Genomic DNA, 13,003 nt, shown 5'->3' on the forward strand with positions numbered 1-13,003 from the left:
TTCCGGTAATAAAGAGGTAAGGACGGCGCAAAAGGCGTAGATCAGGGGTAGTCTGCGCATCATGCGCTAGTGCCTTTGTGGTGCTTGTGACATCGCACCCCCTTTGCACAATGGCAGAACCAGCGCGACCGCGCGCGTCGTTTCTGAAGGCCGCCCCCATGAAGTACGTTTTCGCCAATCGTTATTTTTACCCGGACCAATCGGCGACCAGCCGTATGGTGTCTGCGCTGGCATTCGGGCTGGCGCAACGCGGGTTTCCGATTACCATCGTCACCGGCCAGAGCCTGCATGATAATTCCCGAGACGACCTGCCCGCGCGCGAAACGATAAATGGTGTGACGGTCATACGCCTGCCGACATCGCGCTTCGGGCGGCAACGGCTGGTGGGTCGGGCGATTGATTACCTCACGTTCCACATCTCGGCCTTCTTCTATTTTCTCCGGTATTTTTCATCGGAGGACATTGCCGTCGTCTGCACCGATCCGCCGCTGCTTTCGGTCAGTGCCGGACTGGCGCTGAAACTGCGCCGCGCGCATCTGGTAAACTGGGTGATGGATCTCTTCCCAGAAACCGCACTGGAGCTGGGGGTTTTGAAGCAGCAGAACGCCCTGTCGAAGCTGCTGACACGGCTTCGCGACTGGTCGCTGCAAGCCGCCGACCTGACTGTGTGTCCGACCGCAACGATGATGGACTTTCTGGCGAAAAAGGGTGTGCCCCGCGCACGTCTAACAACACTGCACCACTGGTCGGATTCACGTGAGATTTATCCCGTTTCGCCTGATCAGAACGGGCTGCGAAGCGAATGGGGCCTCACGGATCGGTTCGTCATCGGCTACTCCGGCAACTTTGGCCGCGCGCATGAATTTGAAACACTTCTGGATGCAGCGGCAAACCTGCAGCATCTGCCCCACATTCAGTTTCTGATGATCGGCGGCGGCAAGCAGCATGAGCATGTGGTAGCGGGTGCAAAAGCCCGTGGGCTGACCAATATGCAGTTCAAGCCGCTGCAACCGGCGGCACATATCGCGGAAAGCTTGAGCGCGCCCGACATCCACATCGTATCGCTTTTGCCGCAACTCGAACACTGTATCATACCCAGCAAGCTATACGGCATTCTGGCAGCAGGTCGCCCGACGCTGTTTGTTGGAGACCGTCAAGGCGAAGTCAGTCGTGTTATTCGTGCGGCCGGTTGCGGAGAGGCTGTCGAAATCGGGGATGTCGTGCGATTGACGGACGTCATCGCAGCGCTCAGTGCCGATCCGGCACGGGTGTCTGCCATGGGTGCGAGTGCAAGGCGCTTGCTGGAAACGGACTATGTGTATGACCACGCTGTGGATAGCTGGGCATCCCTCCTCTCGGCCATTCATACAAAAACCGCCAGCCCGGCCCGCGCCAGCAAAGTGGAGCAGCCGACATGACTGCCCTGACAACCCCTGGAATTGGCCCTGGAATTGGCCTTGAAAGGCGCACCGGAACTGTCATTGTAAGCCAACTCGGCGCGCGCATGCATTATGCCGTGCCGCGCATTCTGGCCACCCACAGCCGACTGGCGCATTTTTACACGGATATCTGCGCGACGAAGGGCTGGCCGGCGCTCGTCAACCGTTTGCCAAAACGCCTGTTGCCGACGGCTGTCCGGCGTCTTGTGGGACGCGTCCCGGCAGGGGTGCCCGCCGGGTTGACGACTGTTTTTCCGTTCTTCGGCGTACGTTCCGCAGTGCGACGGCTGGCGGTAGAGGATGTCGCCGCTGAAACCTCGCACGCCATATGGGCAGGCAGGCGGTTTTCGCAACTCGTTGCGCGTGACGGATTTCACGGCGCAGCGGGACTATACGCCTTTGCCGGAGATGCGCTGGAGCAGATGCGCGCAGCTAAACAATTGGGCATGTGGACAGCCGTGGAGCAAATGATTGCGCCGCGCGATACAGTCGAAGCGCTGGTCAATCAAGAAATACACGACCATCCCGACTGGGCGGGTGCCGCGCCCGCAAACCCCTTTGTTGCCGGTTTTGCCGAGCGCGAGCGCGCCGAATGGCAGCTTGCCGATATGATTGTCTGCCCATCGCAGTTTGTCCGCGATCACGTAGCCGCTCAGGGCGGCCCCGTGGAGCGGTGTGTTGTGGTGCCCTATGGGGTAGATACAAGTTTTCGCATCGAGCGCGGCGAACGTGAACCCGGTCCGCTGCGTGTTTTGACTGTTGGTGAAGTCGGGTTGCGCAAGGGCTCGCCCTATGTGGTGGAGGCTGCACGGCAACTGGGTGCGGACGCTGTGGTGCGTATGGTTGGCGGCACGCGCATTCCCGTTTCGGTGCAGGCCAGTATTGGCGCAGCGGTGCAACTGGCTGGCATCGTGCCGCGTGCCGACATGGCGGAACAGCTGCAGTGGGCGGATGTTTTTTTGCTGCCGTCCATCTGTGAGGGCTCTGCGACGGCGGTGTATGAAGCTTTGTCAGCCGGGCTTCCGGTGATTACAACGGCCAATACCGGCAGCGTCGTGCGGCACGGACACGAAGGCTACATTGTACCCATTCGCGATCCCGGCGCTATCGTGCGCTGCATCCGTCATCTCATCGCAAATCCCGATATCCGGGAGGATATGGCGCAAAGCGCAAAAGTGCGTGCTGCCGATTTTACCGTCGCACGCTACGGCGAACGGCTGATGGCGGCATTGTCGACGCTGGATCAACACGAGGGCCGTCCATGAAAATCGTCCATGTCATCTCGTCGATCGATCCGAGTATGGGCGGACCACAAGCCGTGGTGATGAGGCTGGCGGCGGCGCAGGCGGCCCTCGGTCACTCCGTTCATATTGTCAGCTATGGCAGCGTCAGCGTGGAGCGGCAGGTTGCAGAGATCGGAGCGGCGATACCGGGTTTCGAGGACCTGTTGTGGCACATCCTTCCGCCGCCCAGTGTTTTGGAAACTGTGCTGGCAACGCAAGGGTATCGCTTGCTGAAAAAGGTTTTGGCTCTGGCGGACTTTGTGCATCTTCACGGTGTGTGGGAGCCTGTTCTGGCGCGGGCCGCACGCGTTGCTCGCGCCCGCTCGATCCTCTATTGCGTCTGTCCGGCGGGCATGCTCGATCATTGGAGCATGCAGCAAAAGAGCCTGAAAAAACGCGTTGCGCTCGCCGTTGGTCAGCGGGCCATGCTGAATGGTGCGCAGTTCATTCACGCGCTCAATCAGGACGAAGTGAACCTGATGCGGCCACTCAATCTGTCCGCACCTTGCACCATCATTCCCAATGGCGTCTTTGCCGACGAGTTCGAGCATCTGCCTGAACCCGTGGTCGGTGACACGCCCTATATCCTGTTCCTCTCGCGCCTGCATTACAAGAAAGGGCTGGATATTCTGGCCGATGCGTTCCGCATCGTTGCCGAAGCGTGGCCGAATGTGGATCTCGTGGTTGCTGGCCCGGACGGCGGCGCGGAGGACGCGTTTCGCAATTCCATTGCGACTTATGGACTGCAAAACCGAGTGCGCATGACCGGCCCCCTATACGGGGACACCAAGATGCAGGCGCTGTCGAGCGCCTTTTGCTTCTGCCTGCCCAGCCGGCAGGAAGGGTTCAGCATTGCGATTACGGAAGCGCTGGCCTGCGGCAAACCGGTTGTCATTACCGATGCCTGTCACTTCCCCGAGGTGCAGCAGGCCAACGCCGGGGTAGTGGTGCCGCTAGCGGCAGATGCGGTTGCCAGTGGGCTGTTACGCCTGCTGGAACGACCGCAGCTTGCGCACAGCATGGGACGCAATGGCCGCAACCTTGTGCTGTCTACCTATACCTGGCCGAAAATTGCTGCCATGACGCTGGCCGCTTACGAGGGGCAAGATGCCCTGAAGGCATCCGCCTAACAAACTAAAGCCCTTCCGGTGAACACGTGTTCACCGGAAGGGCTTTAGCTCCGTATTTTGTCGCATTGTCCGGACGCCAAAACGCTTCCGTTTTCACTGGAAATGCTTCAGCTCAATCCGGCGCTTGGTGTGCGTGTGCCAACCGGCTGCGCTGGATTGCCGGCATAAGTCGTCCACGGCTGCAACGTGCGAAACGCAACGCCACGTGCGCCGAGGACAGCACCCTCCCCAACCGTGACGCCCGGGCCAACAAAAGTTTCGGCAGCAACCCAAGAATTGGCGTGCAGCACAATGGGCTTGAACGTCAGCGCGAAACTCGGCTCCTGAATGTTATGGGAGGCCGTACACAAATGCGCGCCTTGCGATACGTTGCAGAAATCTCCGATGGTCACCGGGGCCACATTGTAGCAATTGGCACCGGGACCGAAGGATGAATGCTGCCCCATGGTCAGATTTCCCGGCCACCAGACTGTGGTGCGGCTGTTCACCCGCGCCGTATCGGCCAGCGTTGCCCCGAAGCGCCGCAGCAACCATAGCCGCCACGCATTGGCTTGTGGCGGGGTCCACCCCGCTAAGCACCGCCACGTGACCATCCACAGCAAACGCTGAAACCGGAACCGGTTGGTGAAGGTCGGGCCGCCCAGCCGGGGTGTCGCCTGTGCCTGCGCCAGATGCTGTTGAACGCTGTCGCTTGACGGTCCCATGCCCCTCATCCTTTTGGTATTTCTGATGTTGCATTCCGAGGCGTGATCCAGACACCGCGCAATGCCAGCAAGATGCTGTAGCCCACGGCCTTGGGGTACTCCTTGGCCAGTTGAATGCCGCGTGCGGAGGTTGCCAGTTGCCAAAGGGTTTCCTGCTGCTCTGTGGGTGCGGAAAACCACTGGATTTGCGGAGACGCCAGCGTGAAACAGGTAATGGCGCGGCGCGTATGAAACCAGCTCGTGACCAGCACCGCCGTTTGCACCCCGGCTTCCCGCAGCAAGGGCGCTGAAAGCTGCGCATTTTCCCAGGTGTTGCGGGAGGCGCATTCGAGCGTAATGGCGGCAAACGGAACGCCCGCTTCCATCATGGACCGGCGGATGGACGTGCAGTCCCCGTCACCGGTCACCAGAACACGAGGCGCTACGCGTGCGCGGTACAGGCTTGCCGCCTTTGCTGCGCGCGATGGCCCGTCCCCACCGAGCACAACGATGGTATCTACGCGTGCCGGAAGGGCATCGCGAACGGACAGCAGCCTGTTTCCGCCCGTCAATGCAAGAAGATATAGTGCGCCTGCAACCAGCACGGCCCCTACGAAATACAGCATCAGCTTGGCGACGCCGCCGAGACCGGCCCTATCCCTCTCCACCAGACGGATATCCGTCATACGGACAGCCCCTGATCACGCCGCCGCATTTCCTCGGCTTTTATGGTGATCATATATTCGTAGATCGCCAGTAACCGGCAGTATTGATAGCCTTGCCGCCCATCCAGAAAGCCACCGCGCAGCAGATACATGTAGAGAAATCGCGCCTGTGGGCGAAACGGCAGATGCATGGATAGCTCTTTCAGCCCCTTGCGCCGTGTTTCCGGTCGTTTGTCCAGCAGCATACGCCATGGCACGCCGCTCGTCTTCAGGCTCTTAATCGTCTCGCGTGCCTCGGCGGCTGAGTATCTGTTGTGCTTGTCGAACCACGCATTCATGCCATTGTTGAAGCTATAGTGCAGGTAATGCGCGTTGATACGGCCCACCGGACCGTCCCCGGTCCAGTTCAAATGCACCTCACGGGTGGCGTGGACACGCTCCGGGCGAAACAGCCGTGCCGTCCAAGTGGGATAGAGGCTGCTATGCTTGATCCAGCGGCCCATGAACATGTTTTTGAACCGGATACGGAAGAAGGATTCCGGTCGGGTCGGGTCCGTGGCGATGACTTTCATTTCCTGATAGAGATCATCAGGCGTGATTTCATCGGCATCGGGCATATAGACCCATGCGTGTTTGTAGGAGATTTCCTTCAGCCCATGGAGCCGTTGGCTCGCCTCCGACTGATGTTCGCGCTGATACACCCGCGCGCCACCCGCCTTGGCAATTTCCACGGTGCGATCGGTGCTGTAGGAATCCAGAACGACGATGTCGTCACACCATGCCAGCGATTTCAGACAGGCAGGCAGGTTCTTTTCTTCATTCAGCGTCAGGATCAAAACAGATATGCACACTGGCGCAACTCCTTACACTTCGGTCTGCATGCTTGACGATAATGTCGGCTGGAAACGCGGCTTGGCAGCGGCTGTCAGCGCCTGCACCAGCAAGGTATGGCCCAAGGCTGGCAACAGAAGGCCGAGCGCCATCGCGTCTGCCGGCAAATCGAAGATAAGCCCAAGATACCCGATCCCACCCAGAAGTGCTGAGGCCAGCACGATCAGCGCCGTCGTCATCGCAGGCGTAAAACCACTGTCGATCAACAGATGATGCAGGTGCCAGCGGTCGGCAGACATGGGATTGCGCCGGGCGATCAGGCGGCGTGCGATCAGGCTCAGCGTATCGAGGATGGGTACAATCACCATCCACAGCAATATCTGGAACGGCACACCGGCGCGGCCCGAAGACAGCACCACGACGATGAAGGCGATGAAGGCACCGAGTGCCGTGCTTCCGGCATCCCCCAGGAAGACACTTGCCCGCCTGCGCCAAGGGCTGCGAAGATTGAAGAACAGGAAGCCGGTGAGCGCAGCCAGCAGGGTAACGATAGCCCCCGTCAAGCCGCCGATGTCTTCCAGAACTGCCACGCATAACAGCCAGATGAGGGCCACGGTTGCAGTTCCACCGGCCAACCCATCCACACCGTCGACCATATTCCACGCATTGACAAGACCAACGATGAACAGCACGGAGACGACGAGCATACCGATGCTAACGAAGAGCGGCAAAGCAACAGTGTCCGGCAGGCCTAACGACACAGCGTGCCAACCGGCAGCACTCATCATCGCTACAGCCATGACAATCTGCACAACGAAGCGTGTGATGGCTGGAAGCTTCAGCCGATCGTCCACCACGCCGATGGCGACGATGCACAAAATGGCCATCCAGAATGCACCGTTCAGGCCAAACCAGTTATCACTCGCCACGCCGCCGAGCGTAAACGCGATGAACATGGCGATGCCACCGCACATGGGAATGTTACCATCGTGCTTTTTACGATGATCCGGCGCATCCAGCAGGCTAAGCGGAACTGCCGCCCACCGCAAAACCATCACCAGAACCACGGTTGCGAACACCGTCAGAACAGCGCTTAGTGCCAGAGAGTACATGATGTTTCCCGTAAATGATTTGGGCACCGCTTGGCCGTGATCGGCAAAGAGAATCGGGCCTTGCATCCGAATTTATCGGGTCGACGGGGGGTACATATATCTAGGAAACGGGTGCAGCCTATCAGCCGATTGGCGTAGGTGTCTGCGTGCGGTCATACTCTCTTTCGGCAATCCGGGCGTCAAAAACACAAAACCTCGCAGCGGTGAGCTACGAGGCGCAAAAATGCTGCCGAATCAATTGGAATTCATTGTGCGCCGGAGCAAGAACGCTGCGTGTCAAACGGTTAGATGTCGACGCGCTTCGGGCGTATCCAGCGTCTCGGCGGCGCCTTCATGGACAATTTCCCCCCGGTCCATGATGTAGACATGATCGGCCAGTTCCCGGCAGAAATCGAGATACTGCTCCACCAGCAGAATGGCCATGCCGGTCGAGTCGCGTAAGTACTGAATGGCGCGCCCAATATCCTTGATGATGGATGGCTGGATGCCCTCGGTCGGCTCATCCAGCACCAGAATCTTCGGGCGCGTGACCAGCGCCCGCCCAATGGCAAGCTGCTGCTGTTGCCCACCGGACAAATCGCCGCCCCGCCGCGACAACATGGATTGCAGCACCGGAAACAGGCTGAAAATATCGTCCGGGATTGTCCGGTCCCGCCGCTTCAGCGGCGCATAGCCGGTTTCAAGATTTTCTTTCACCGTCAGCAGCGGAAAAATCTCGCGTCCCTGCGGCACGAAGCCCACACCTTCGCGGGCGCGGTTATAAGGCGCCAGCCCGGCGAGCGCATGTCCGTTAAAAGTTATCGAACCACTGCTTAATGGATGCTGGCCTGTGATCGCCCTCAACAGACTGGTTTTGCCGACCCCGTTGCGCCCCAGCACGCAGGTGATTTTGCCCGCCTGCGCCTGCAGTGAAATGCCGCGCAGCGCCTGTGCCGCGCCATAGTGGAGATTTGCGTTTTCAACCGTCAGCATATCAGCGCCCCAGATAGTTTTCGATAACGCGCTGATCGGCGCTGACAAAATCGATAGACCCTTCGGCCAGCACCGAACCTTCTGCCAGACATGTAACCTTGACGCCGAGATCACGAATAAAGCCCATATCGTGCTCCACCACCACAACGGAGCGCGTCTTTGCGATTTCTTTGAGCAGGATCGCGGTTTCCACTGTTTCGCTGTCTGTCATACCGGCAACGGGCTCATCGACCAGCAACAACTTCGGCTCCTGTGCCAGCAACATGCCAATTTCCAGCCACTGCTTTTGCCCGTGCGACAGGTTTGCTGCCAGATCGCTGGCGCGGGAGGTCAGCCGAACAGTTGCCAGAATTTCCTCAATACGAGCCCTATCCTGCGAAGACAGCCTGTAAAACAAGGTCGCAAACACACCGCGCTTGCGGTTCAGCGCCAGTTCCAGATTGTCCCACACCGTATGGCTTTCAAACACGGTCGGTTTCTGGAATTTGCGGCCAATGCCCAGTTGGGCGATTTCTGCCTCGTCCTTTTTGGTCAGGTCAATCTGACCTTCAAAAAACACCTCGCCACTGTCGGGCCGGGTCTTGCCGGTGATGATGTCCATCATCGTGGTTTTGCCCGCACCATTGGGGCCGATGATTGCGCGAAGTTCGCCGGGTTCGACCACAAAAGAAAGCGAATTTAGCGCCTTAAAGCCATCGAAGGATACGGACACGCCATCGAGATAGAGCAGCGTCGCAGGTTTGGATATCGTCATGTCTTACTCCGCTGCCTGTGGGCTTGCCGCTGTCATGCGGGCTGTTTCACGCCGTCTCGCCCGCATCTGCCGCCAGGTGCCCACGATGCCCTTGGGTAGAAACAGGGTGACGGCAACAAACAGGCCGCCGAGCGCAAACAGCCAGAATTCCGGAAATGCGGCGGTAAACACGCTCTTGCCGAAGTTGACCAGCACCGCACCGATGATGGGGCCGATCAGCGTGCCGCGCCCGCCGACGGCGGTCCAGATGACCACCTCGATGGAGTTGGCCGGCGCAAACTCGCCGGGGTTGATAATGCCCACCTGTGGCACGTACAACGCACCGGCAACACCGGCCATCATGGCCGAAACGGTGAAGGTGAACAGCTTGATGTTCTCCACCCGATAACCCAGAAACCGTGTGCGGCTTTCGGCATCACGCACGCCCACCAGCACCTTGCCGAACTTGGAGCGAACAATGCCCGATGCGACCAAAAGGCTGAACGCCAGCGCCACGGCAGTGGCGGCAAACAGCGCGTTGCGCGTGCCACCCGCCTGAATGTTGAAGCCGAGAATATCTTTGAAATCCGTCAGGCCATTGTTGCCGCCAAAGCCCATTTCATTGCGAAAGAAGGCCAGTAGCAGTGCATAGGTCATCGCCTGCGTGATGATGGACAGGTACACGCCAGTCACCCGTGAGCGGAAGGCAAACCAGCCGAAGACGAAAGCCAGCAAACCCGGCACTGCCAGCACCATCAGCGCCGCAAACCAGAAATGATCGAAGCCTGTCCAGTACCACGGCAGCTCTTTCCAGTTTAAAAACACCATAAAATCCGGCAATAGCGCATTGCCATAGGTGCCGCGCGCACCGATCTGCCGGGCGAGATACATGCCCATAGCATAGCCACCCAGCGCAAAGAACGCCGCATGGCCGAGCGAGAGAATGCCACAAAAGCCCCAGACCAAATCCAGCGCCAGCGCCAGCATGGCATAGGTCAGATACTTGCCCATCAGCGAGACGATATAGGTGGGAATGTGAAACGGGCTTGTGGGCGGCACCAAGAGATTCAGCACCGGCACCAGCGCCGCCACAATCAGCAGCGCTGCAATGGCGATGAGAATGTTGCGATCCAGCGCGCGCAGAAGAAAAGCCGTTATCATGCGTCCACCGCCCGACCCTTGAGCGCGAACAGTCCCCTTGGGCGTTTTTGAATGAAAAGAATGATCAGCACCAGCACGAAAATCTTGCCCAGCACCGCGCCCGCGTAGGGCTCCAGAAATTTGTTGAGAATGCCGAGCGAGAACGCCCCGACGAGCGTACCCCAGAGATTGCCGACGCCGCCAAACACGACCACCATGAAACTATCGATTATGTAGCTCTGCCCAAGATTGGGTGACACATTGTCGATCTGCGACAGCGCAACGCCCGCCATGCCTGCAATGCCGGAGCCGAGCGCGAAGGTGGCCGCATCGACATAGGGCGTGCGAATGCCCATGGAGGAGGCCATTCGCCGGTTTTGCGTCACAGCGCGCATTTGCAGGCCGAAGCTGGAGCGTTTCAGAACCGCCAGCAGCGCCAGAAAGACCGATAGAGAAAACACGACGATCCAGAGCCGGTTCCAGGTAATCGTCAGGCCACCCAGTTCAAATGCACCCGACATCCACGTGGGATTGCCGACCTCCCGGTTCGTCGGGCCAAACAGGCTGCGAACCGCCTGTTGCAGAATAAGCGATAGTCCCCATGTCGCCAGCAACGTTTCCAAGGGACGGCCGTAGAGAAACCGGATAACCCCGCGTTCAATCACCAGCCCGATGAATGCCGTGAACAGAAAGGCCAGCGGCAGAGCGATGGCCAGCGACCACTCAAACATATCGGGATAACGGGTGCGGATGACATCCTGCACCACGAAGGTCGTGTAGGCGCCAAGCATGACCATTTCGCCATGAGCCATATTGATAATGCCCATGACGCCAAACGTAACTGCAAGGCCTATGGCTGCCAGCAGCAGAACCGAGCCAAGAGAAATGCCGTACCAGACATTCTGTCCCGCATTCCACAGCGCCTGGCGCTCCTCGATGCCCGCAATCGCCCGCTCCACGTCCGGTCGCAGAGTTTCATCCACGCTGCCAAGCGCGGACGACAGGATGCCCAGCGCATCGCGATCGCCGCGCTGTCGGATGGTTTCGATGGCCTGTTTTTTCTCGTCTGTTGAACGGTCGGATTTCAACAGCGACGCGGCGCGCGCTTCTTCCATGACGCGGCGCACATCGGCGTCTTTTTCGGTCGCCAGCGCGGTCTCCACCAAATCCAGTACCTCACCGCTCGGTGCCATCAGCACCGATTGGGCTGCGGCCAACCGCGTTTGGCGTTCCGGACTGAGCAGCGTCAGACCGCCCAGGGCCGTGCGCACCGCTCGACGAACGGTGTTGTTAACGCGGATTTTCTGCACGGATGCCTTCGGGGCCGTGGCGTCTTCGACACCGGTTATCGGGTCGATCAGGATCACATCATCACCCGCAGCGCGGGTCATAAACACGCGGGCATCGGATTTGCGTGTGTAGAGATCACCCGCCGCCAGCGCTTCCAGCACAGGCACAGCCTTTGGGTCGCCGGTCTTTGCCAGCACAGTAATGGCGGCTTCCACATCGGCAAACTTGCCCTGCCCCAACGCATCCACGCTGGAGCGCAGATCAGTCTGGGCCTGAGCAAATGCTGCTTGCAGCAGCAGACAAAGGGTCAAAATTGCAGTTCTGATGGTCATGGATGTTACCAGCTTGAAGGAGGCGGGGGTGCACTGAAAACCGCGCACCCCCGCTTGCACAGGCGATTTACTCGCCCTTGCCGCCGCACTTGCCGGTTGCAGTATTAAAGTTGCCGCATGACATCGGTGCGCGCCAATCGGCAATCAGATCCTTGGAATCGGGCAGGTAGTCCGACCACTCGTCACCAACGATCAGGCCGGGCGTCTGGCTGACGATATCGAACTGGCCATCATCCTGAATTTCACCGATCAGCACCGGCTTGGTGATGTGGTGGTTCGGCATCATCGTGGAATAGCCGCCAGACAGGTTGGGCACGGACACGCCGACCATAGCGTCGATGACCTTGTCCTGCTCGGTCGTTCCGGCCTTCTCAACGGCTTTCAGCCACATGTTGAAGCCAATGAAGCTGGCTTCCATCGGATCGTTCGTCACGCGCTTGTCGTTTTTGGTGTAGGCGCGCCATGTCTTGATAAATTCGGCGTTGGTGGGCACATCCACCGACTGGAAGTAGTTCCATGCGGCCAGATGGCCAACAAGCGGCTTGGTGTCGATGCCCGCCAGTTCCTCTTCCCCAACGGAGAACGCGACGACCGGAATGTCTTCCGCCTTGATGCCCTGGTTTGCCAGTTCCTTGTAGAACGGCACATTGGCATCGCCGTTGATGGTGGAGACGACGGCGGTCTTCTTGCCGGCGGAGCCGAATTTTTTGATGGACGAGACTTCCGTCTGCCAATCGGAGAAGCCGAACGGCGTGTAGTTGACGATAATATCTTCCGCCGCCACGCCCTTCGACTTGAGATACGCTTCCAGAATTTTGTTGGTGGTGCGGGGATAGACGTAGTCGGTGCCTTCCAGCACCCAGCGCTCCACACCCTCGTTTTCCATCAGATAATCGACAGCTGGAATGGCCTGCTGGTTGGGGGCGGCGCCGGTGTAGAACACGTTGCGCTCGGACTCCTCACCCTCGTACTGAACCGGGTAGAACAGGATGTTATCCAGTTCCTTGAACACCGGCAGAACCGACTTGCGCGACACGGATGTCCAGCAGCCGAACACGGCGGAAACCTTGTCTTTCTCGATCAGTTCACGCGCCTTTTCGGCAAACAGCGGCCAGTCGGATGCAGGGTCAACCACCACGGCTTCCAGCTTTTTGCCAAGCAGTCCGCCCTTCTTGTTCTGCTCTTCAATGAGCATCAGCATGGCGTCTTTTAACGTGGTTTCAGAAATCGCCATGGTGCCGGACAGCGAATGAAGAATGCCGACCTTGATCGTATCTTCCTGCGCAAAGGCACCGGTTAGTGCGGTGGAGGTCATGGCGGCGGCAAGCAGTGCACCGAAAGCGCGGGCTTTCATGTGTGGTGTGAATCGCATTGGTCAGTCCCCTCTGGTCAA

Annotated in this window: 12 protein-coding genes; 3 read left to right on the forward strand and 9 right to left on the reverse strand. The window is 59.0% G+C overall.

The window, feature by feature from the left end; all coding sequences use genetic code 11:
• Positions 1 to 158: 158 nt before the first annotated feature.
• Genes IFT84_RS06025 through IFT84_RS06035 form a run of 3 tightly spaced genes read left to right on the forward strand, consistent with a single transcriptional unit; the run spans position 159 to position 3,852 of the window.
• Positions 159 to 1,418, forward strand: a complete 1,260-nt coding sequence (locus tag IFT84_RS06025; protein WP_192117766.1) for a glycosyltransferase family 4 protein — start codon at positions 159 to 161, stop codon at positions 1,416 to 1,418.
• A complete protein-coding gene (locus IFT84_RS06030) occupies positions 1,415 to 2,704 on the forward strand; it encodes a glycosyltransferase family 4 protein (protein ID WP_192117767.1) in 1,290 nt (429 codons plus the stop codon). Before IFT84_RS06025 ends, IFT84_RS06030 begins: the two co-directional genes overlap by 4 nt.
• A complete protein-coding gene (locus IFT84_RS06035; RefSeq protein ID WP_192117768.1) occupies positions 2,701 to 3,852 on the forward strand; it encodes a glycosyltransferase in 1,152 nt (383 codons plus the stop codon). The genes IFT84_RS06030 and IFT84_RS06035 overlap by 4 nt, the downstream gene beginning before the upstream one ends.
• A gap of 107 nt (positions 3,853 to 3,959) precedes the next feature.
• Here the strand turns inward: IFT84_RS06035 and IFT84_RS06040 are convergent, their stop codons facing one another.
• The 9 genes from IFT84_RS06040 to urtA form a co-directional block, all read right to left on the reverse strand.
• Positions 3,960 to 4,556, reverse strand: coding sequence for a putative colanic acid biosynthesis acetyltransferase (locus IFT84_RS06040; protein ID WP_192117769.1), 597 nt, complete (start codon positions 4,554 to 4,556; stop codon positions 3,960 to 3,962).
• 5 nt (positions 4,557 to 4,561) lie between these two features.
• A complete protein-coding gene (locus IFT84_RS06045) occupies positions 4,562 to 5,221 on the reverse strand; it encodes a YdcF family protein (protein ID WP_192117770.1) in 660 nt (219 codons plus the stop codon).
• The gene (locus IFT84_RS06050) at positions 5,218 to 6,051 is read right to left on the reverse strand and encodes a glycosyltransferase (RefSeq protein WP_192117771.1); all 834 of its coding nucleotides are present in this window, start codon (positions 6,049 to 6,051) and stop codon (positions 5,218 to 5,220) included. The genes IFT84_RS06045 and IFT84_RS06050 overlap by 4 nt, the downstream gene beginning before the upstream one ends.
• 12 nt (positions 6,052 to 6,063) lie before the next feature.
• Positions 6,064 to 7,143 (reverse strand): MraY family glycosyltransferase, encoded by a 1,080-nt coding sequence (locus IFT84_RS06055; protein ID WP_192117772.1) that lies wholly within the window; start codon positions 7,141 to 7,143, stop codon positions 6,064 to 6,066.
• Between the two features lie 276 nt (positions 7,144 to 7,419).
• The gene (gene urtE / locus IFT84_RS06060) at positions 7,420 to 8,115 is read right to left on the reverse strand and encodes an urea ABC transporter ATP-binding subunit UrtE (RefSeq protein WP_192117773.1); all 696 of its coding nucleotides are present in this window, start codon (positions 8,113 to 8,115) and stop codon (positions 7,420 to 7,422) included.
• 1 nt (position 8,116) lies between these two features.
• Positions 8,117 to 8,869: an urea ABC transporter ATP-binding protein UrtD gene (urtD, locus tag IFT84_RS06065; RefSeq protein WP_192117774.1), complete on the reverse strand. Its 753-nt coding sequence runs from the start codon at positions 8,867 to 8,869 to the stop codon at positions 8,117 to 8,119.
• A 3-nt stretch (positions 8,870 to 8,872) separates the two neighbouring features.
• Positions 8,873 to 10,009, reverse strand: coding sequence for an urea ABC transporter permease subunit UrtC (gene urtC, locus IFT84_RS06070; RefSeq protein WP_192117775.1), 1,137 nt, complete (start codon positions 10,007 to 10,009; stop codon positions 8,873 to 8,875).
• The gene (urtB, locus tag IFT84_RS06075; protein WP_192117776.1) at positions 10,006 to 11,610 is read right to left on the reverse strand and encodes an urea ABC transporter permease subunit UrtB; all 1,605 of its coding nucleotides are present in this window, start codon (positions 11,608 to 11,610) and stop codon (positions 10,006 to 10,008) included. The genes urtC and urtB overlap by 4 nt, the downstream gene beginning before the upstream one ends.
• A 67-nt stretch (positions 11,611 to 11,677) precedes the next feature.
• Positions 11,678 to 12,982 (reverse strand): urea ABC transporter substrate-binding protein, encoded by a 1,305-nt coding sequence (gene urtA / locus IFT84_RS06080; protein WP_244651116.1) that lies wholly within the window; start codon positions 12,980 to 12,982, stop codon positions 11,678 to 11,680.
• Positions 12,983 to 13,003 lie beyond the last annotated feature (21 nt).

The sequence above is a fragment of the Rhizobium sp. CFBP 8762 genome (genome assembly GCF_014841565.1).
Lineage (GTDB): Bacteria > Pseudomonadota > Alphaproteobacteria > Rhizobiales > Rhizobiaceae > CFBP-8762.

What these genes read in the sequence shown, in the direction of transcription:
- IFT84_RS06025 (WP_192117766.1), top strand. Translation starts at nt 159, where the DNA reads ATGAAGTACGTTTTCGCCAATCGTTATTTTTACCCGGACCAATCGGCG.
- IFT84_RS06030 (WP_192117767.1), top strand. Translation starts at nt 1,415, where the DNA reads ATGACTGCCCTGACAACCCCTGGAATTGGCCCTGGAATTGGCCTTGAA.
- IFT84_RS06035 (WP_192117768.1), top strand. Translation starts at nt 2,701, where the DNA reads ATGAAAATCGTCCATGTCATCTCGTCGATCGATCCGAGTATGGGCGGA.
- IFT84_RS06040 (WP_192117769.1), bottom strand. Translation starts at nt 4,556, where the DNA reads ATGGGACCGTCAAGCGACAGCGTTCAACAGCATCTGGCGCAGGCACAG.
- IFT84_RS06045 (WP_192117770.1), bottom strand. Translation starts at nt 5,221, where the DNA reads ATGACGGATATCCGTCTGGTGGAGAGGGATAGGGCCGGTCTCGGCGGC.
- IFT84_RS06055 (WP_192117772.1), bottom strand. Translation starts at nt 7,143, where the DNA reads ATGTACTCTCTGGCACTAAGCGCTGTTCTGACGGTGTTCGCAACCGTG.
- urtE (WP_192117773.1), bottom strand. Translation starts at nt 8,115, where the DNA reads ATGCTGACGGTTGAAAACGCAAATCTCCACTATGGCGCGGCACAGGCG.
- urtD (WP_192117774.1), bottom strand. Translation starts at nt 8,869, where the DNA reads ATGACGATATCCAAACCTGCGACGCTGCTCTATCTCGATGGCGTGTCC.
- urtC (WP_192117775.1), bottom strand. Translation starts at nt 10,009, where the DNA reads ATGATAACGGCTTTTCTTCTGCGCGCGCTGGATCGCAACATTCTCATC.
- urtB (WP_192117776.1), bottom strand. Translation starts at nt 11,610, where the DNA reads ATGACCATCAGAACTGCAATTTTGACCCTTTGTCTGCTGCTGCAAGCA.
- urtA (WP_244651116.1), bottom strand. Translation starts at nt 12,982, where the DNA reads ATGCGATTCACACCACACATGAAAGCCCGCGCTTTCGGTGCACTGCTT.